Raw genomic sequence first — 19,960 nt, 5'->3', positions numbered from 1 at the left:
ATACCTCTTTGTATTCACATTCGAGCTGCAACGCCCTCTGGCGGGCACCCAAAACGGACATCACTGTGTTAACTATTATCAACGCCGATTTTCACAACCCCGCTCACGGCGACATGATTGTCGCGCTGCTGGACGAATACGCCCAGGACCCCATGGGGGGAGGCGCGCCGCTGTCCCCTCACACGCGTCGCCATCTGATCTCTGCGCTATCGCAGCGCCCCACGGCAGGCGCCTTGATCGCCTTGCTAGACGGCGTGCCCGCAGGATTGGCGATCTACTTCGAAGGCTTCTCGACCTTTGCCTGCCAGCCGCTATTAAATCTGCATGATTTCATGGTGGCTGCGCGCTTTCGCGGTCAGGGGGTTGCGCAACAATTATTGACTGCGCTGGACGAGGTGGCGCGACAACGCGGTTGTTGCAAGATAACTCTCGAAGTCCTGCAGGGCAATGAACCCGCGCGCGCCCTATATCGCAAGGTAGGCTATCAAGGCTACGAATTGGCCAGTGAAATGGGTCAGGCGATGTTTTGGCAAAAGAAAATGACGGCTTAGCGCAACAACAACAACAGCAACGCACCAGCAACGGAATCGCCCATGAAAATGCACGACATTCCTTTCGGCACCACCGATTGGCAAACGATCGCCCCCACCGAACACCCGGGAGACACCGGCATCGCCTATTGGCGCACGCGCCAATTCGGCGACATCCGCGTACGGTTGGTCGAGTATTCACCGGGCTATTTGGCCGACCACTGGTGCAGCAAAGGCCACATCCTGTTTTGCCTGGAAGGCGAACTGCACACTGAGCTCGAGGACGGTCGCAACTTCGTCTTGACTCCCGGAATGAGCTACCAGGTGGCCGACCAAGCCGAAGCCCACCGGTCATCCACATCGACGGGCGCGCGCCTGTTCATCGTCGACTGACACGAAATTTAGTGGCAAAATTTGCCTTTGCCCTCATCAGGAAAAGATTATCTTGGCCGACACGCTTGCCTCTCCCCTGACGCTCTACGTCGACGCGCGATTCGTGAGCCCCTATGCGATGTCGGCTTATGTTGCGCTGACGGAAAAGGGGCTGCCGGTCGAATTGCGGCTGGTTGACTTGGCCGCCGGCGAACAACGCATGCGGCCCTTTGCCAGCCGCGCCCTCACCAGTCGTGTCCCGGCCCTGACTCACGACACCTTTCACCTGTCCGAATCCAGCGCCATCATCGAGTATCTCGAAGACGCCTTCCCTGCGCCTGACTACCCTGCTCTATATCCGTCAGCGCTGCAACAACGCGCACACGCCCGCCAGGTTCAAGCCTGGCTACGCAGCGATCTGGCCGCGTTGCGCGAGGAACGCCCCACCGAAGTCGTGTTCCATGAAACACAGCCTGCGCCCCTGGGCGACGCAGCTCTGGCGGCAGCCGCCAAGCTCGTACGCGTGGCACAAGCTCTGCTGCCCGACGCTCGGCCCCAACTATTCGACAGTTGGTGCATCGCCGATACCGAACTGGCCTTGATGCTGCGCCGCTTGGCGGGGCCTGACGAGCTACCCGAGGCCCTGCGTGCCTACGCTGACACACAATGGCAACGCGCTGTCGTTCAGACCTGGCTGCAGTTCAATCAGGACGCGCGCGCCTAGGCAGACCCAACGCGCGTCTGCAATTTCATACAAAGCAATGTTGCATTGCAACATTTAATGCGCTGTAATGGGGTTTAGAGCATCACCAAACCCATCAGCGCCTGCTGCCCGGCGGACAGTCGCTTTACCGGAGATCGCAGTGGCCAAACCTGCCAACGATCGCAACGCCCCTGCCACCCTGCCATCCACCCCTTGGACGGCGGCCTACGATTACACGGTTGACACGCTGCAGCGCGGCGCCCTGTATTCGGACGTGATGCGCCAGCGCGGCAACCAGTATCACCGGCATATGGCCAAGCGCGCCCCGAATGTCCTCAGCATGAAATCCGAGCTGATCATGGATGGCCGCGAGTTCGATCGTCCGGTCAACTATGGATTGCTGCGTATTCTGCCGTCGTCCGATGTCGCCGTAGATCCCAAAAAGCGCCCGTTTTTAGTGGTAGATCCCCGCGCCGGGCATGGTCCGGGCATTGGGGGCTTCAAGCCCGAAAGCGAAATCGGCGTCGCTGTGCGTGCCGGCCATCCCTGCTACTTTGCGACGTTTTTGCCACGCCCCACCGATACTCAAACGGTGGAAGACGTGATGCGCGCCGAGGCGCGTTTCCTGGAAGAAATCATCGCTCTCCATCCAGAGTCGGAGGGCAAGCCGGTGGTGGTCGGCAATTGCCAGGCTGGATGGCAAATAATGATGACGGCCGCCATGCGGCCCGAGCTGTTTGGCCCCATCATCGTCGCGGGTGCGCCGCTGTCGTATTGGGCCGGCTGGCGTGGGATGAACCCTATGCGCTACAGCGGCGGATTACTCGGCGGCAGTTGGCTGACCGCCATGGCGAGCGACTTGGGTCAGGGCCGTTTTGATGGTGCCTGGCTGGTGCAGAATTTCGAGAGTCTGAACCCCGCCAATACGCTCTGGAGCAAGCAGTACAACCTGTACGCCAAAGTCGATACCGAAGCCTCTCGCTACCTGGAGTTTGAAAAATGGTGGGGAGGCCACGTCTTTCTGAACGAGCCGGAAATCCAATACATCGTCGATAACCTGTTTATCGGCAATCGCCTGGCAACGGCCGGCCTGGTCACGTCCGACGGCATCCGTATCGATCTGCGCAATATTCGTTCGCCGATCATTGTGTTTTGCTCCAAGGGCGACAACATCACCCCGCCGCCGCAGGCACTGGGCTGGATCCCGGACCTCTACCAGAATGATGCCGAGGTGCTCGCCCACGGCCAGACTATCGTCTATGCCGTGCACGAAAGCATTGGCCATCTGGGCATTTTTGTGTCGGGCTCCGTCGCCCGAAAAGAGCACCAGGAGTTCACGGACAACATTGACCTGATCGATGTGCTGCCTGCCGGCATTTACCAAGCCGAAATCGCAGATAAAACCCCGGAGACGCTCAACGCGGATCTGGCCGATGGCGACTATGTCGTGTCGTTCGCGCGTCGTAAGCTCGATGACGTGCGTACCATTGTGGCGCGTAACGAAGAAGACGACCGGCGATTTGCCGCCGTCGCGCGGATTTCGGACATCAATCTGGGCCTGTACCGGAGCTTTGTACAGCCTTGGGTGCGCGCCGCCGTCACCCCGCAAGTAGCAGAATGGATGCAACGCATGCATCCCCTGCGCTTGCCTTATGAGCTGCTCTCCGACCGCAACCCCTGGATCGCACCCATCGCGCAAGTGGCCGAGCAAGCGCGTGAACATCGCCGTCCCGTTTCTGCGGACAACCCCTTTGCCATGATGGAACGCATGGTCTCGAAAAACATCGAGGCCGGATTGAATATGTGGCAAGAGTTGCGTGACGCCGCCGGCGAGCAATTATTCATGAATATCTACGGCTCGCGCCTGGTGCAAGACTGGGCGGGTCTAGGCGCGCAGAGGGAGCACGCGCCTCGCAAGCATCCCGGCGTCTCACCCGAGCACCGCCATTTCATGGATGAGCGCACCGCTGAACTGCGTAGCCAGATCGATCAGGGTGGTGTGCGCGAAGCCGCGATCCGCATGCTGTTGTACGTCGCAAGCGCCGAAGGCAGCATCGATGAACGCAGCTTTGCCATGCTGCGCAAGATGCGCGCGGATGCGGACGCCAATCTCGCCTTGCAGGAGTTCAAGGACGTCGCACGCGATCAAGCACTGATGATGCAGCTGGATCGCCAAGGTGCACTGCAAGCCATGCCCAAACTGCTAGAGAGCGCATCGTCAGATGAAATCCGGCAGGCCTTTGGCACGATGCGGCACGTCCTGGAGGCGACTGGCCCCTTGAATACGCGTGCCCACGCCTGCCTGGAGGAGGTCGAAACCATTTTCCGCGACGCGGCTAAGCAGGCCGTCGCGCGTGAGCAAGATGGTCAGGATGAAAAACCCACTCGTCCCGTGGCAAGCAAGACGGCCGCTAAACCGGTACGGAAATCGGCTGGCAAATCCTTGGTGAAGCCCGCGACGACGTCCACTGCTAAGCGCACTTCCGCACCGGCTACGACATCTGCCACGAAATCAGCGACAAAGACGATCGCGGCAGCGTCCACGACGCTGTCGCCTGCTAAACCGGCGATCAAGCGCTCGGCCACCAAAGGCACCACCACTAAACGCGTCGTCACGAAATCGACGACCCAGGCCGCAACGCCTCGTTCACCCACGTCGCGCAGACGATCCACGGCGAAGTGACCCACGTACGACGCATCCGCTTCTCAACGATCTGCATCCAGAATGGGACTTGTCCATGATGACCCGCGCTGAAGTTACCGAACTTGTCGTTACCCAGAAGCTCAAAAAAGGCCTGAAATGGCCGGATATTGCCAAAGTCGTGGGGCAAAGCAAAGAATGGACGGCTGCGGCATTGTTAGGACAGATGACGTTGACGACGCAGCAAGCTCAAGCGGCGGGTGAGCTGCTTGAGTTACCTGAAGACGCAGTGCTGCAGTTGCAAGTCACGCCTTATAAGGGGTCATTGCCAAGCGCGATCCCGACAGATCCGTTGATCTACCGTTTTTATGAATTGGTGAACATCTACGGCACCACCTTCAAATCGCTGATCCACGAAGAGTTTGGCGATGGCATCATGAGCGCCATCGATTTCAAGATGGACCTGGAGCGCGAGAACGACCCCGCAGGCGATCGCGTACGCATCGTGATGAGCGGAAAATTTCTGCCGTACAAACAGTACTGACATAAGACAATCAGGGCGTCAGGCAAAAGCGCCTGACGCCCTGATTTGAGCGGCTTTACACGATCAGCGATTAGCTAGCGCGTTCTTCCAGGATGGCCACGGCCGGCAAGGACTTGCCTTCCAGGAACTCCAGGAAAGCGCCGCCACCGGTCGAGATATAACCGACCTTGTCAGCGATCGAGTACTTGGCGATAGCTGCCAGCGTGTCACCGCCACCCGCGATCGAAAACGCGGGCGATTCGGCGATGGCTTTCGCCAGGGTCTCTGTGCCGTTGGCAAACGCGTCGAACTCGAACACGCCCACCGGGCCGTTCCAGACGATGGTGCCTGCCTGTTGCAAGATACCTGCCAGCCGCTGCGCCGTTTGGGGGCCAATGTCCAAAATCAGATCATCATCGGCCACCGCATCGGCCGCCTTGACGGTAGCTTCGGCGTCGGCCGAAAACGACTTGGCGCACACCACATCCGTCGGGATGGGGACCTCTGCACCACGCTGTTTCATGATGTCGATCACCGTACGAGCCTGATCAACCTGATCGGGTTCGGCCAACGATTTACCGATGGACAAGCCGGCCGCCAACATGAAGGTATTGGCGATACCGCCGCCCACCACCAGTTGATCGACCTTGTCGGCCAGCGATTGCAGGATGGACAGCTTGGTCGAGACCTTTGAGCCCCCCACGATCGCCACCAACGGACGCTTGGGTTCATGCAAAGCACGGCCCAGGGCATCCAGCTCGGCCGCCAGCAACGGACCCGCGCAAGCAACGGGCGCAAAACGCGCGATGCCATGCGTGGTGGCCTCGGCGCGATGCGCCGTACCAAAAGCGTCGTTGACGTAGACGTCGCACAGCGCCGCCATCTTGCGCGACAAGGTTTCGTCGTTCTTCTTTTCGCCCGGATTGACGCGGCAGTTTTCCAGCAACACCACTTGGCCGGGATTGACCGTCACACCGTCGACCCAGTCCTTGACCAACTGGACAGGCATGCCCAGCAGTTGCGACAAACGCTGGCCCACACGGGCCAGCGAGTCAGCGTCGGTCAGTACGCCTTCGGTGGGGCGACCCAAGTGCGAGGTCACCATGACAGCCGCACCGCTATCCAGTGCCAGGCGGATGCCCGGCACCGAGGCGCGAATGCGCGTGTCTTCGCTGATCTGGCCCGCGTCGTCAAACGGCACGTTGAGATCGGCACGGATAAACACGCGCTTGCCATGCAACGCGCCAGCCTCGGCCAGCGCGGACAGGGTATTGACCTTGGCCATGGCGGATTACTTCGCCGACATCAGCGCGACAGTGGTGTCGAGCATACGGTTCGAGAAACCCCACTCGTTGTCGTACCAGGACGACACCTTGACCAGCTTGCCCGACACCTTGGTCAACGTCGAGTCGTAGGTGCTGGAGGCTGCGTTGTGGTTGAAGTCGACGGAGACCAGGGGCTCGGTGTTGTAGTCCAGGATGCCCTTCAGATCGCCTTCGGAGGCCGCCTTGAGGATACTGTTGACTTCGTCAACCGTGGTGTCGCGCTTGGCCACAAACGACAGGTCAACGAGAGACACGTTGATGGTCGGGACACGGATCGCAAAGCCGTCGAGCTTGCCATTCAACTCGGGCAACACCAGGCCCACGGCCGCGGCAGCGCCGGTCTTGGTGGGGATCATGCTCATGGTGGCCGAACGGGCGCGACGCAGGTCTTCGTGGTAGACGTCGGTCAAGACTTGATCGTTGGTGTAAGAGTGTATCGTGGTCATCAGGCCGCTTTCGAGGCCCAGTTTGTCGTGCAGCGGCTTGACCAACGGAGCCAGGCAGTTGGTGGTGCACGATGCGTTCGAGATGACAGTATCGGTGGCCTTGAGCACGCCGTGGTTCACGCCGTAAACAATGGTTGCGTCGACGTCTTTGCCGCCGGGAGCCGAGATGATGACTTTCTTGGCGCCGCCTTTCAGGTGCGCGCCGGCCTTTTCTTTCGAGGTGAAAAAGCCCGTGCATTCCAGCACGACGTCGACGTTCAGCTCGCCCCAGGGCAGTTCGGCCGGGTTACGGTTGGCCAACACGCGGATCTTGTCGCCGTTGACGACCATGTATTCGCCATCGACCTCGACCGTGCCGGGGAACTTGCCGTGGGCAGTGTCGTAGCGCGTGAGGTGCGCATTCGTCTTGGGATCACCCAGATCGTTGATCGCGACGATTTCGATATCGTGCTTTTTACCGGCCTCGTAGTGGGCGCGCAGAATGTTGCGGCCGATGCGGCCGTATCCGTTGATGGCGACACGAATGGTCATGACTAGAGCTCCTTTTACAAAACTTGCTTGACAGTCTCGGCTACCTTGTCGGCAGTCAGACCGAAGAACTTGAACAAGGCCCCGGCAGGCGCGGATTCGCCGTAACGGTCGATACCGACCACGGCGCCGTCCAGGCCTACGTATTTGTGCCACAGTGCCGTCGTACCGGCCTCGACCGCCACACGCGGCAAGCCCGGGGGCAGTACGGAGCGCTTCCAGTTGGTATCCTGGCTGTCGAATACGTCAGTGCTGGGCATAGACACCACTCGCACGGCGATCCCCTGCCCGGCGAGCTGTTCTTGAGCCGCCAACGCAATGGCGACTTCGGAGCCCGTGGCGATGATAACGGCACGAGCGCCTTCTGCGTCTCGCAGAACGTAACCACCGCGGACAATCGCTTTCAGCGTATCGGCATCGCGCTGCACGAACGGCAGGTTTTGGCGCGACAGCAACAACGCCGTAGGGCCACCCTCGTGCACATCCATGCCAATGCTGGCCGGACGCGACACGGCGAATCCCCACGCCACCGCGGTTTCAGCGGTATCGCAGGGACGCCACAACGACAGATTGGGAATCAGGCGCAGGCTCGACGCATGCTCGATGGACTGGTGCGTGGGACCGTCTTCGCCCAACCCGATCGAGTCGTGCGTAAACACATGCACCACGCGCTGCTTCATCAACGCCGCCATGCGAATGGCATTGCGCGAATAATCGGAGAACGTCAGGAACGTCCCCCCAAACGGCAGGTAACCCCCATGCAAGGCGATACCGTTCATGATTGCCGACATCCCGAATTCCCGGACGCCGTAATTGATGTGACGACCGAACTGGATGCCCTGCTCGCCAGCACGGACCGGGGCCACGCCCTTCCAGTCGGTGTAATTGGAACCGGTCAGGTCGGCCGAACCGCCCAGCAACTCGGGCAGAGCGGCCGCCAACGCCGTGATGGCGAATTGCGATGCCTTGCGAGTCGCGACCGTCTCGGCCTTGCTGTCGGTCGTCTGAATAAAGGCCTGCAGCGTGTCGGCGAAATCCGCCGGCAACTCGCCCTTCATACGACGGGTAAACTCGGCCGCCTCGGCGGGGTACTGCGCCGCATAGGCGTCAAATACCGTCTGCCAGGCAGACTGTGCCTGAGCGCCCGCCTCGCGCGAATCCCAGCCCTCGCGCACCGCTTGCGGGATCTCGAACGGCGCTGCCGTCCAACCCAGCGCGGCACGCGTCGCAGCGATCTCGTCGGCACCCAACGGGGCGCCGTGGACGTTGTGCGTACCCGCCATCGTAGGCGCGCCCTTGCCAATCACGGTGCGGCAAACGATCAGCGTGGGCTTGTCTGACTGTGCACGCGCCTGGGCAATCGCCGCATCCACCGCCGCTACATCATGGCCATCGACGCCACGGATCACATTCCAGCCATAGCCGTCGAAACGCGTCGCGGTGTCTTCGCCAAACCAATGTTCGACATGACCATCAATGGAAATACCATTGTCGTCATACAGCACAACCAGCTTGGACAATTTCAGTGTCCCCGCCAACGAGCAGGCCTCGTGCGAGATGCCTTCCATCAGACATCCATCGCCCGCGAACGCGTAGGTGTGGTGGTCAACGATGGACAAGCCCGGTTTGTTGAACTCGGCGGCCAACAAGGCCTCGGCAAGTGCCATGCCCACCGCATTGGCCAAGCCCTGACCCAATGGACCCGTGGTCGTCTCAACGCCGGCGGTAATACCGACCTCGGGATGACCCGGTGTACGCGAATGCAATTGGCGGAACTGCTTGAGTTCCTCGATAGGCAAATCGTAGCCGGTCAGGTGCAATAACGCGTAGACCAACATCGAGCCGTGACCATTGGACAGCACAAAGCGGTCACGGTTGGCCCAGGCGGGATCGACGGGATTGTGACGCAAATGGCCCAACCACAACGCCTGGGCGATTTCCGCCATCCCCATGGGAGCGCCGGGATGCCCCGAATTTGCTTGTTGGACAGCATCCATGGCGAGTGCGCGAATGGCATCGGCAAGGGCCAAGGGTTGGGCAGTGGATGGGCTCATGCGGAAAAGGCTCGTAGACTCCGGCCGGCCGAAAAACGGGGCCAGGTGAGAGGGTTTGAGAAGGTCATGATTTTAGCACCTGAGGATAACCCTAGCTGAGGCGGCCATGAACCCACCCCTCCGTTAATGCCTCACCGGCGCCCTGCCGCTCACCCCATCAGCGCTCGCCCCATCAGAATGGTAGGCTACGTTTTTGTGCTCGCCCGCGCCAGAACGCGCCCTGTTCGTCCCACCCCATGCCCTTACCGCGCTTTTTCTGTGATACCCCGCTTTCTCCCGGCGCCCACGTCTGCCTGCCCGATGCCCTGGCCCACCACGCCGTCCGCGTCTTACGCCTGCGTGATGGCGCCGCCATGACCCTATTTGACGGCACCGGCGGCGAGTACCCCGCCACGCTCAGCATCGACGGCAAAAGCGCCTGGGCCCAGCTCGGCGCCTATGACCCACGCGAGGCCGAGCTCGCCGGCAACGTCACGCTGGTACAGGGCCTGCCCTCAGGCGACAAAATGGACTGGGTCGTAGAGAAAGCCGTCGAACTCGGCGCGAGCCGCGTCTGTCCCATCGCCGCCCAGCGCAGTGTCTTGCAACTAAGCGGCCCCCGCCTGGACAAGCGCGTCGCCCACTGGTCCCGTATCGCCCAAGCCGCCGCCGAACAATGCGGCCGCAACCGCCTCATGCCCGTCGACGCCCCGCTCACCCTGCGCGACTGGCTCACCCAGGCCCCCACCGGCCTACGCCTGCTCTGCCATCCCGACGCCACCCCGACGCTCGCCGACGCCATCAGCACACTGCCCGGCAGGCCGCCACACGAGGCCATCTGTTTACTCGTCGGCCCCGAAGGCGGCTGGTCCGACGCAGAACTCACCCTCGCCGCCCAACACAACGTCCAACCCGTACGCTTCGGGCCGCGTGTTCTGCGCACCGAGACCGCGGGCATTGCGTTGATCTCCGCGGTGACGGCGTTACTTCAGTGGTGAAGCATCTCGGGGGCGTTGCTGGCGTAGTGTTGGGTACTTAAGNNGCCGAGCGGCGCCGGTGTATAGCCACCGCCGGCCAGNTNGANCGNCGGGNAGTCCCGCGCAGCGGGACCTCGGCCCGTGCTTATGGGCCGAGCCGTCGCGATCTGGCCGGTGTGACCCATAACACGCGCACGGGACGCCTAGACAGAGACCAACCGCCACCCACAGCAGACACCTACGCCAACAACGGTACGCCAGGCAAGGACGCCGACCGGGTCTGCGGCAACGGTGCACATGTCTGCGGATAATAGGTGTGGACCACGGAGAGTTTGACTTGCGTGCTGCTGTTCTGGCGCGCCGCATGCAGGGTCCGGCAATGGAAGAAGACGACGTCGCCGGGTTCGAGATCCGGGCAGACTGCGCGATTGATCCAGGATTGGTTTTCCGGGAGATCGGCGCGAAAGAATTTTTGCTCGTCGAATTGCTCGGCAGAGAATGGGGCGGTGTGGGAGCCCGGCAAGAAAAACAGGCCACCGTTATCCGCGGTCTCGGGACCTAGCGCCAGCCAAGTCGAGACGAGGTCATCGTCAGTGAACGACCAATAGCGGATATCCTGGTGCCAGCCGGTCAGGCTGCCGTAGGCCGGGTGTTTGGTCATGACGCAATTGTGATGGACGGTGGACAACACGGGGGTGTCCGCAAAATACGTCCTGAGCCAGCTAGCCACGGCTGGTGTGGTGGACCATGCCTGAAACAGGGGGCCGCGGCCATAGGCATTGAGCAGACGGCGCACCGTTGCGCCGCCTTGCGCCTGACGGGACGTGGGCGCGCCTGGATATTGCAAATCGGCCTCGTATTCCAGTGGGGCAACGGCCTGGGCCAACTGTTGTTGTGTCTCAGCGCGCAGGGCCTTTACGGTGTCGGGTGAAGCAAACTGGCGGGCGACCACAAACCCCTGCTCGCGCAGAGTGGCCACTTGGGCCGCCACGGATGATGCAGACATTTTTTCCTCGATGATATCGACGAGAACAATCGACTTGGATGTGTCGAAAGAGCCCCGCGCACGATGCAATCGGACGAGCCGACGCTTCATACGCAGGCTTAATCATATCGCTTTACGCGGGTTCGTCGGCCTGCGTCCTGGTCGGCGCCTCTGCATTCTTTAATCGAGCCAGATCGCGGTCGCGCCTGACATTGCGCACCCATTCGCGCCATACGGCGACCAGCAATGCCATCAGCACCGGGCCTACGAACAGACCCACGATGCCCATGGTTTTTACCCCGCCGATCAAACCAAAAAACGTGGGGAGAAACGGCAATTTGACCGGTCCGCCCACGAGGCGCGGGCGCAAGGTCTTGTCGACGATGAAGAGCTCAATGGTGCCCCAGGCTAACAGCGCAATGCCGGCCACTAACTGCCCCGATCCCACCAAATACAGGGACACCAGGGTGAATGACAGCGGGGCGCCGCCGGGGACCATGGCCATAAAGCCTGTCACCACGCCCAGCAACACCGGCGAGGGCACGCCAGCGATCCAGTACGCCAGGCCCAGCACAACCCCTTCACCCACGGCGATCAGGCTCATGCCTGTCACCGTGGAGCCCACGGTTGCCGGTACCACGCGGGAGAAGCGTTGCCAGCGTGTCGGCAAAATCCGCTCGCCCAGTACGTCCAGTTGCTCGATCATGTTGTCGCCATCCTTGTACACAAAGAACAGCGTGATCAACATGAATATGACATTCAGCACCAGGTGAAAGGCGTTGCCGGTTGCGGACAGCACCATGCGATAGATATTACCCAGATGTTCGCCGCTGACCATTTCGACCAACGCGCCCAACGCGTGGGGCTCGCCGATATACGTGCGCCAATATTCGGACAGCTTTTCACCGACCCCAGGCAATGCCGAGATCCAGGTCGGGACCTCTACCCCGTGACGGTTGGCGGCCAGGGCCCAGGCGATGAAACTGCTGGCCTCCTGCACCGCGTATGACAGCGCCAGGGTCAGCGGCACGATCAGTACCAGGATCACGCCAACCAGGGCTAATGAGGCCGCCACCATGGTTCGGCCACCGCAGGCTGCGACCAGGCGCTGAAACAACGGCCATGTGGCCAGGCCGATGATCAGGGCCGCCAGCGCCGGTACCAAAAAACCGCTGAGAAAATAAACGCCGGCCAGCAGCACTAGCAAAAGTAGCCAGCGGGCAATCAAGTACGCGGGTAGGACGGGCTGCTGCATGGGACGGGCCGATGAGGCGGAAAAGCCGAGCGTTCAAATATACAGTACGAACCAGGGCGGCCCGTCACAGTTCGCCCTGGCATGGCATCTGAATGTTCCCGCTCGCCAGGCCTGCCCGACCCTGCCGTCGGACCGTGCAGGTCCTATATCGCATACTCGGGTTCGGCGAGCTCGCCACGGCGCGGGGCCCGCATTGCAGACTGGGACAATTCTGCATAGCGAACGTCGTGACAGGCCTCGGTACCGTCGCCTCCACGCAACAGAGGACACCGCGAGAACAACTCCGCCACCCAATCGGAAAACACTCTCACCTTGGGTGAGAGTTGACGGCTTTGCGGATAAAGCAAGGAAATCGGCAACACCTGGGGCTTGTACTGCGGCATCACCTCGATCAGTTCACCCGCCAGCACATGCGGCAAGGCGATGAAACGGGCCGTCTGGATCAGGCCGAACCCTTGCAGCGCAAGTGCCAAGTGGGCGTTCGAATCGTTGACAGAGACGATCCCCGGCATTTCGATTTCGTGAACCTGGCCATCGATCACAAAATCCCAGTTGTAATTACGGCCGGAACGGCTGGCAAAGTAATTCAGGGCAGTATGGTTTTTCAGGTCGTCCAGCGTATGTGGCACGCCATTGCGCGCCAGATAAGACGGCGCCGCGCAGGTCAGGAACTGGAACGACCCGATACGACGCGCCACGAGGGTCGAGTCTTCGAGTTCGCCGCCTCGGATGACGCAATCGACGGCCTCTTGCACCAGGTCGACGCGACGATCACTCATGCCAAGCACCAACTCAATATCGGGATAGCGCGTGTGGAATTCGCAGAGCGCCGGGACCAGGATCCGCTGGCCCACACTGGCGGGCACATCAATACGCAATTTACCCTGTGGGCGAACCGCCGCCTCTTGAAAGCAGGCCTCGGTTTCCTCGACGTCGGCCAGAATGCGTTGGCTATGGTCATAGTAGGCCGCCCCATCCGGGGTCAAGCTGATGCGGCGTGTGGTGCGATTCAATAGCCGCACCCCCAGGTGGCGCTCCAGATTCTGAATGGTGGTGGTGACTGTCGTGCGCGGCAATGCCAGGCTGTCGGCGGCCCGGGTAAAGCTGTTGACGTCAACGACACGTACAAAGACCTGCATGGCTTGAAAACGATCCATGGTCCCGTCCTGAAAAACAAAATAGCAGTGGCTAAAGCATACCGCGCTTTTAGATTTTATTAGTCGAGTATTTTGAATAGTATTGACGGAATAGCTATATTTATCCTGCGCGGGAAAACACTCAGAATACGTCCTATCTGATTAGACCGATACCCCAAGCCCCGGATTTCGGGACTGCGCGGTGCAATACCGCCGCCCTTTTCGCCTCGGTCAATTATCCCTCATGCTCTAAGGAAACATCATGCTTGTTTCGCGCCCGCCTATTGCGCTGTTGACGATTTTTGTGGCCCTGGTGGCCGCCGCAGGCAGTTATTCCCTGTGGGGCGACCCCGCCGGCACCGCTACCGCTCAGACCCAGGCTGCGCCTGCAGCCCCGTCCGTTGACGTGGCGCCTGCCCTGGGCAAAACGCTGATCGACTGGCAGGATTACTCCGGCCGGCTCGAAGCCATCGACCGAGTCGACATTCGGCCATTGGTCTCCGGCACCCTGACCGCGGTGCATTTTAAAGATGGCAGCCTGGTCAACAAAGGGGATCCGCTTTTTACCATCGACCCGCGCCCCTATGCCGCCGAGGTCGACCGCGCCGAGGCGCAACTCGCCGCCGCTCGCGCGCGGGTCGCATTTACGGCGTCCGAGCTGGCACGCGGCAAGCGCCTGTTGGCGGAAAACGCGATCGCCCGGCGCGATTTTGAATCAAAACGTAACGATGCCAGAGAGGCGGCTGCTAACGTACAAGCGGCCGACGCCGCGCTGGATGCCGCCAAGCTGAACCTAGGCTACACGGAAATCGTCGCCCCGGTGGCGGGCCGTGTCTCGCGAGCGGAAATCACCGAAGGCAACGTCGTAGCGGCCGGTGCCACGTCGACACCCCTCACCACGCTGGTATCGGTATCTCAGATGTATGCCGCCTTTGACGTCGACGAGCGGACCTATCTGAAGTACATGAGTCCGGCCCGTGTCTCCGGTGCGCCAGTCCCTGTCCAACTGGGTCTTGCGAACGAGGAGAATTATTCCCGCGAAGGGGTTGTGCAATCGGTCGACAACCGCATCAACACCACCTCGGGCACGATACGCGTGCGAGCAATGTTCAACAACGCCGATGGCTCGCTGCTGCCGGGGATGTACGCTCGCATTCGCCTGGGTGGCACGGAACCCCACGCGGCCGTCCTGGTTGAAGAGCGCGCCATTGGCACTGACCAGGACAAACGCTTCGTGTTGGTCGTGGACGACGAAGGTCGCACGGTCTATCGACGAGTATCGCTGGGTGCGAGCCAAGGCAAGTTGCGCGTCATCACCGAAGGGTTGCAAGCGGGCGAACGTGTCGTCGTCAATGGTCTACAGCGCGTGCGTCCGGGCGAAATCGTGGCGCCCAATCTGGTCTCGATGGAAGATTCGCCCCAAAGCACGCCGACAGCGACAACCGCCGCCACAACCGCCACAAGCACCACCGCAACCACAACAGCCAGTATCAACTGAAGACGTTAGGCCGGCGCCGGGATGACAGCGCCTGAACACATAAAAGGCTTTATCCAAGCAGAGCTGCCAGCACACAAATCGTGTGCTGGCTAGATCCCGTGTTGCCTGAAGTCACCGTGCCCCTTGCAGGAAGCAAGCATGAACATCTCTAAATTCTTTATCGATCGGCCCATCTTTGCAGGCGTCTTGTCAGTGATTATTTTGCTGGCTGGCCTGCTGGCCATGTTCCAGCTGCCCATCTCGGAATACCCCGAAGTGGTGCCGCCGTCGGTCGTGGTGCGTGCCCAGTATCCCGGCGCCAACCCCGCCGTGATCGCCAATACCGTTGCCTCGCCTCTGGAGGAATCCATCAACGGTGTCGAGGACATGCTCTACATGCAGTCGCAAGCCAACAGCGACGGCAACCTGGCCGTGACGGTGTACTTCAAACTCGGCGTCGATCCGGACAAGGCGCAACAACTCGTGCAAAACCGGGTCTCGCAAGCCTTGCCGCGCCTGCCGCCGGACGTTCAACGCCTGGGCGTCACCACCACCAAAAGCTCGCCGACACTGACGCTGGTGGTGCATCTGATTTCGCCTGACGATCGCTATGACAGCACCTATCTGCGCAACTACGCCGTCCTTAACGTCAAAGACCGTCTGGCGCGCATTAGCGGCGTGGGCGAAGTACAAATCTGGGGATCGGGCAGCTATTCCATGCGTGTGTGGCTCGATCCGCAAAAGGTCGCGCAACGCGACCTGACCGCCACCGACGTCGTCAACGCGATTCGCGAGCAAAACGTGCAGGTCGCTGCGGGCGTGATCGGCGCCTCGCCCACGGTGGGCGACGTGCCCATGCAGTTTTCGGTCAATGCGCAGGGTCGCCTGAAAGACGAAACCGAGTTCGGCAACATTATTTTGAAGTCCTCTCCTGATGGCGCTATCACGCGACTGTCGGATGTGGCGCGCATCGAGTTGGGCGCCCAGGAGTACGGGTTGCGCTCGTTGCTGGACAACAAGCCCGCTATCGGGATGGGAATCATGCAGTCACCTGGCGCCAACGCGCTGGACGTTTCCTCGCAGGTTCGCGAGACCATGAAAGAACTCGCCGCCGACTTTCCGCCCTCGGTGGAATACCGTATCGAGTACGACCCGACGCAGTTCGTGCGCTCGAGCATCAAGGCGGTGATTACGACGCTGCTGGAGGCCATCGCCCTGGTGGTGCTGGTCGTGATCGTCTTCCTGCAAACCTGGCGGGCTTCGTTGATTCCGCTATTGGCCGTGCCGGTGTCGATCGTGGGCACGTTCTCGCTCTTGTTGATGTTCGGCTATTCGATCAACGCCCTGTCGCTGTTTGGCATGGTGCTCGCCATCGGTATTGTGGTCGATGATGCGATCGTGGTCGTCGAAAACGTCGAGCGCAATATTGCCGCCGGGCTCACACCGCGCGACGCTACCTATCGCGCCATGCGCGAAGTCAGCGGGCCCATCATCGCTATCGCACTGACGCTATGCGCGGTGTTCGTACCGCTGGCGTTCATGACGGGGCTATCGGGTCAGTTCTACAAACAGTTCGCCATGACCATCGCCATCTCGACGGTCATCTCGGCATTTAACTCGTTGACCCTGTCGCCCGCCCTGTCTGCCATCTTGTTAAAGGGTCATCACGACAAACCCGATTGGCTGACGCGCGTAATGAACCGATTGTTTGGACGATTCTTCAATGCGTTCAACCGATTTTTCTCGCGCTCATCGGATGCCTATGCGGTCGGCGTCACAGGCGTGATTCGCCGCAAAGCCGGCGCAATGGGCATCTATGTCGTGTTGCTGGCGGCAACCGTCGGCGTTTCACAACTGGTGCCGGGCGGATTTGTGCCCGCCCAGGACAAGCAATATCTGATCGGCTTTACGCAATTGCCCAATGGTGCCTCGCTGGACCGCACCGAAGACGTGATCCGCCGCATGTCCGATATCGCGCTCAAGGAGCCGGGCGTGGCCAGTGCCATCGCCTTTCCTGGCCTATCGATCAACGGCTTTACCAATAGCTCCAGTGCGGGCATCGTCTTCGTGACCCTCAAGCCCTTTGATGAACGTCACGATCCTGCCCTGTCCAGCGACGCCATCACGGGCGCGCTCAATGCCAAGTTCGCGTCGATCAAGGATGCCTATATCGCGGTATTCCCACCACCTCCGGTCATGGGCCTGGGCACGATGGGCGGCTTCAAATTGCAAATCGAAGACCGTGCCTCGCTGGGCTATGCCGAATTGGACAAGGCTACCCAGGCGTTCCTGGCCAAAGCACAGCAGACGCCGGAGCTCGGCCCGACGTTCTCCAATTACCAGATCAACGTGCCGCAACTGGACGTAGACCTCGACCGGGTCAAGGCCAAGCAATTGGGTGTGCCCGTGACCGATGTGTTCGACACATTACAAATCTATCTGGGTTCGATGTATGTCAACGACTTCAATCGTTTCGGCCGGGTTTTCCAAGTACGCGCACAGGCTGACGCGCAGTTCCGTGCCCACCCTGACGACATTGGACAATTGAAGACCCGCAGCGATACCGGGCAAATGGTGCCATTATCCGCATTGGTCAATGTACGTCAGACCTTTGGCCCGGAAATGGTGGTGCGCTACAACGGCTTTACGGCCGCGGATATCAATGGCGGACCGGCGCCCGGATACTCATCCGACCAGGCCCAGGAAGCGGCAGAACGTATCGCGGCCGAGACCTTGCCACGTGGCGTGAAATTCGAATGGACGGACCTGACCTACCAACAAATCCTGGCGGGTAATGCCGGGCTGTGGGTATTCCCCATCAGTGTGCTGCTGGTCTTCCTGGTGCTCGCCGCCTTGTATGAAAGCCTGACGCTACCCCTGGCTGTCATCCTGATCGTGCCGATGAGCGTCCTGGCGGCGCTGACAGGGGTGTGGTTAACGGGCGGCGATAACAACATTTTCACCCAGATCGGGTTGATGGTGCTGGTCGGGTTATCCGCGAAGAACGCCATCCTGATTGTGGAATTCGCACGCGAACTGGAGATGCAGGGCAGCACGCCGCTGCAGGCCGCCATCGAAGCAAGTCGCTTGCGCTTGCGGCCTATTTTGATGACGTCCATTGCTTTCATCATGGGAGTGGTGCCACTGGTCCTGTCCTTTGGCGCCGGCGCAGAAATGCGGCAAGCCATGGGGGTGGCGGTGTTCTTCGGGATGCTCGGCGTAACGTTGTTCGGCTTGTTCCTGACACCCGTTTTTTATGTACTGCTGCGATCGCTGGGCACACGCAAGCTGCACTCGGCCACGGCCCATGAAGCCCCCGTGACAACGCAACCGGCTAGCGAGCATGTGGGCCACTAAGCCCGAACAGACGCAGAGAACTGCTATGCAAAACACATCGACCATGACGCACTTATCCACACACGCCCTCTCTGCAGAGGGCTCCACGATGGCGCCCGCGACCACGCGTCCTTTGCGGGTGCGGGCCGCCCTGCCCAAAATGTCCGGCCTGCTCGCCATGCTGCTGATCCTGGCCGGCTGCGCGGTCGGCCCGGAGTACGAGCGCCCCAGCGTGACGACCCCGGCCGCGTTCAAAGAGGCTCAGGCCGAGTCGCCCTTGCCTGCACATGAAGCGGGCACGTGGCAGGCCGCGCAACCGGCCGAACAAGCATTACGCGGCGAATGGTGGAAACTCTTTGGCGATGACACCCTCAATGCGCTGGAGCAAGAGGCGCAACAGGCCAATCAAAACCTGCAGGCCGCCGCCGCTCGCCTGAAGCAAGCCCGGGCGCTGCTCGGCGACGCGCGCTCGGAACGATTCCCCACGGTGGATGCCGGCTTTGGTCCGACGCGCCAACGCTCTTCGCCCGCGGCACAAGGCCTATCCGACAACGACTCGACCGATCCCTCAACGTTGTGGCGCGCCCAGGCCAGCGTGGCCTACGAGGTAGATCTGTTCGGCCGCGTCGCCTCCACGGTCGATGCCGCCACGGCGGATGCGCAGCAAAGCGAAGCCCTCTATCGGTCGGTGCTATTAGCGCTACAGGCCGACGTCGCGCAAGCTTATTTCCAGGTACGTGAGCTGGATGCCGGCTTACGCCTGTATCGGCAAACCGTCACGTTGCGCGAAGAGACACTACAACTCATTGAGCGCCGCTACGATGCGGGCGACATCAGCGAGCTCGATCTCGCGCGGGCCCGCTCGGAGCTCGAGTCTGCACGCGCTGAAGCCCTGGGTTTCGAACGCCGCCGCACCACGGCGGAACATGCGCTGGCGGTCTTGCTCGGCAAAGCCCCGGCGGACTTCAACCTGGCCGCACAACCCTTGACTCGCATCGCTGTCAACATCCCTGCGGGCCTACCCTCGACCCTACTCGAACGTCGTCCGGACATTGCCGCCGCGGAGCGCGCCATGGCGGCTGCTAATGCTCGCGTCGGTGTTGCCAAGGCCGCATTTTTCCCTCGGCTGAACATCACGGGTGCGGCCGGGTTTGAATCGTCTGAACTCGGTAATTTGTTTGAGTGGTCCAGCCGCACCTTCCTGCTGGGCCCCATCGTAGGTGCCGCCCTTTCGCTTCCCATCTTTGACGGCGGCCGTCGCCAGGCAGGCCTGGACCGCGCACGCGCCGTCTACGAGGAGGATGTCGCTAACTACCGGCAAACGGTCCTGACGGCATTCAGAGAGGTCGAAGACAATCTGGCCAACCTTCGCATCCTGTCCAGCCAGATGTCGGCTCAAGACGCCGCGCTGCAAGCGTCAGCACGCGCCGCACGCATCTCGCATACGCAATACAAGGAAGGTTCGATCAGCTACCTTGATGTCATCGAAGCGGACCGCACCGTATTGGCGCAGCAGCGTGTCTCAGTGCAATTGGATGGCGAACGTGCCCGATCGGCGGTTGGGTTGGTGAGAGCGTTAGGCGGCGGGTGGGATGTTCCGCTGCCGGCGGAGTTGGCGTTCGAGTGATGCGCTCGACGTAGCGGGAGAATCTCTGTTGAGGCGTCCCGAGCCGTCTCCGTGGCCCCGCCGGCC

General features: G+C 61.0%; 15 protein-coding genes. 9 read left to right on the top strand and 6 right to left on the bottom strand.

Going from position 1 to position 19,960, the window contains the following annotated elements; all coding sequences use genetic code 11:
- The first annotated feature begins 65 nt into the window (after positions 1 to 65).
- The 5 genes from ACNAZS_RS21295 to cynS all read left to right on the top strand — a co-directional run bounded on the left by ACNAZS_RS21295 (position 66) and on the right by cynS (position 4,790).
- Positions 66 to 551 carry a GNAT family N-acetyltransferase gene (locus ACNAZS_RS21295; protein ID WP_415792526.1) on the top strand — a complete coding sequence of 162 codons (486 nt, stop codon included), beginning with the start codon at positions 66 to 68 and terminating at the stop codon, positions 549 to 551.
- Between the two features lie 42 nt (positions 552 to 593).
- Positions 594 to 923 carry a DHCW motif cupin fold protein gene (locus tag ACNAZS_RS21290; protein ID WP_415792525.1) on the top strand — a complete coding sequence of 110 codons (330 nt, stop codon included), beginning with the start codon at positions 594 to 596 and terminating at the stop codon, positions 921 to 923.
- Positions 924 to 975: 52 nt separating this feature from the next.
- On the top strand, positions 976 to 1,626 hold the full coding sequence (yfcF, locus tag ACNAZS_RS21285) for a glutathione transferase (protein ID WP_415792524.1): 651 nt from the start codon (positions 976 to 978) through the stop codon (positions 1,624 to 1,626).
- Between the two features lie 139 nt (positions 1,627 to 1,765).
- Positions 1,766 to 4,288, top strand: coding sequence for a DUF3141 domain-containing protein (locus tag ACNAZS_RS21280; RefSeq protein WP_415792523.1), 2,523 nt, complete (start codon positions 1,766 to 1,768; stop codon positions 4,286 to 4,288).
- A gap of 58 nt (positions 4,289 to 4,346) precedes the next feature.
- Positions 4,347 to 4,790, top strand: coding sequence for a cyanase (gene cynS, locus ACNAZS_RS21275; protein WP_415792680.1), 444 nt, complete (start codon positions 4,347 to 4,349; stop codon positions 4,788 to 4,790).
- A 70-nt stretch (positions 4,791 to 4,860) separates the two neighbouring features.
- Here cynS and ACNAZS_RS21270 read toward each other — a convergent pair whose 3' ends face one another.
- From ACNAZS_RS21270 to tkt, 3 genes are read right to left on the bottom strand one after another with little or no spacing between them, the layout of a single operon-like run.
- Positions 4,861 to 6,054 carry a phosphoglycerate kinase gene (locus ACNAZS_RS21270; protein ID WP_415792522.1) on the bottom strand — a complete coding sequence of 398 codons (1,194 nt, stop codon included), beginning with the start codon at positions 6,052 to 6,054 and terminating at the stop codon, positions 4,861 to 4,863.
- A gap of 6 nt (positions 6,055 to 6,060) precedes the next feature.
- Positions 6,061 to 7,071: a type I glyceraldehyde-3-phosphate dehydrogenase gene (gap, locus tag ACNAZS_RS21265; protein WP_415792521.1), complete on the bottom strand. Its 1,011-nt coding sequence runs from the start codon at positions 7,069 to 7,071 to the stop codon at positions 6,061 to 6,063.
- Between the two features lie 14 nt (positions 7,072 to 7,085).
- The gene (tkt, locus tag ACNAZS_RS21260) at positions 7,086 to 9,122 is read right to left on the bottom strand and encodes a transketolase (protein ID WP_415792520.1); all 2,037 of its coding nucleotides are present in this window, start codon (positions 9,120 to 9,122) and stop codon (positions 7,086 to 7,088) included.
- A 236-nt stretch (positions 9,123 to 9,358) separates the two neighbouring features.
- On the opposite strand from tkt, the gene ACNAZS_RS21255 reads away from it, so the two are divergent.
- Positions 9,359 to 10,099 carry a 16S rRNA (uracil(1498)-N(3))-methyltransferase gene (locus ACNAZS_RS21255; RefSeq protein WP_415792518.1) on the top strand — a complete coding sequence of 247 codons (741 nt, stop codon included), beginning with the start codon at positions 9,359 to 9,361 and terminating at the stop codon, positions 10,097 to 10,099.
- Positions 10,100 to 10,316: 217 nt separating this feature from the next.
- Here ACNAZS_RS21255 and ACNAZS_RS21250 read toward each other — a convergent pair whose 3' ends face one another.
- From ACNAZS_RS21250 to ACNAZS_RS21240, 3 genes are all read right to left on the bottom strand, one after another.
- On the bottom strand, positions 10,317 to 11,084 hold the full coding sequence (locus ACNAZS_RS21250; RefSeq protein ID WP_415792517.1) for a phytanoyl-CoA dioxygenase family protein: 768 nt from the start codon (positions 11,082 to 11,084) through the stop codon (positions 10,317 to 10,319).
- A gap of 112 nt (positions 11,085 to 11,196) precedes the next feature.
- The gene (locus ACNAZS_RS21245) at positions 11,197 to 12,318 is read right to left on the bottom strand and encodes an AI-2E family transporter (RefSeq protein WP_415792516.1); all 1,122 of its coding nucleotides are present in this window, start codon (positions 12,316 to 12,318) and stop codon (positions 11,197 to 11,199) included.
- A 143-nt stretch (positions 12,319 to 12,461) separates the two neighbouring features.
- Entirely contained in the window at positions 12,462 to 13,475 is a 1,014-nt protein-coding gene (locus tag ACNAZS_RS21240) for a LysR family transcriptional regulator (RefSeq protein ID WP_415792515.1), read from the bottom strand.
- Between the two features lie 241 nt (positions 13,476 to 13,716).
- On the opposite strand from ACNAZS_RS21240, the gene ACNAZS_RS21235 reads away from it, so the two are divergent.
- The 3 genes from ACNAZS_RS21235 to ACNAZS_RS21225 all read left to right on the top strand — a co-directional run bounded on the left by ACNAZS_RS21235 (position 13,717) and on the right by ACNAZS_RS21225 (position 19,894).
- The gene (locus ACNAZS_RS21235; RefSeq protein ID WP_415792513.1) at positions 13,717 to 14,952 is read left to right on the top strand and encodes an efflux RND transporter periplasmic adaptor subunit; all 1,236 of its coding nucleotides are present in this window, start codon (positions 13,717 to 13,719) and stop codon (positions 14,950 to 14,952) included.
- Between the two features lie 138 nt (positions 14,953 to 15,090).
- Positions 15,091 to 18,288, top strand: a complete 3,198-nt coding sequence (locus ACNAZS_RS21230) for an efflux RND transporter permease subunit (protein WP_415792512.1) — start codon at positions 15,091 to 15,093, stop codon at positions 18,286 to 18,288.
- 88 nt (positions 18,289 to 18,376) lie between these two features.
- Positions 18,377 to 19,894 carry an efflux transporter outer membrane subunit gene (locus ACNAZS_RS21225; RefSeq protein ID WP_415792679.1) on the top strand — a complete coding sequence of 506 codons (1,518 nt, stop codon included), beginning with the start codon at positions 18,377 to 18,379 and terminating at the stop codon, positions 19,892 to 19,894.
- Positions 19,895 to 19,960: the final 66 nt, after the last annotated feature.

This window comes from Bordetella tumulicola, assembly GCF_965138755.1.
In the GTDB taxonomy this organism is placed as follows: domain Bacteria; phylum Pseudomonadota; class Gammaproteobacteria; order Burkholderiales; family Burkholderiaceae_B; genus Bordetella_A; species Bordetella_A tumulicola.
Note: the sequence above shows the minus strand (reverse complement) of the source record. Positions and strands in the feature narration are given on the sequence as shown.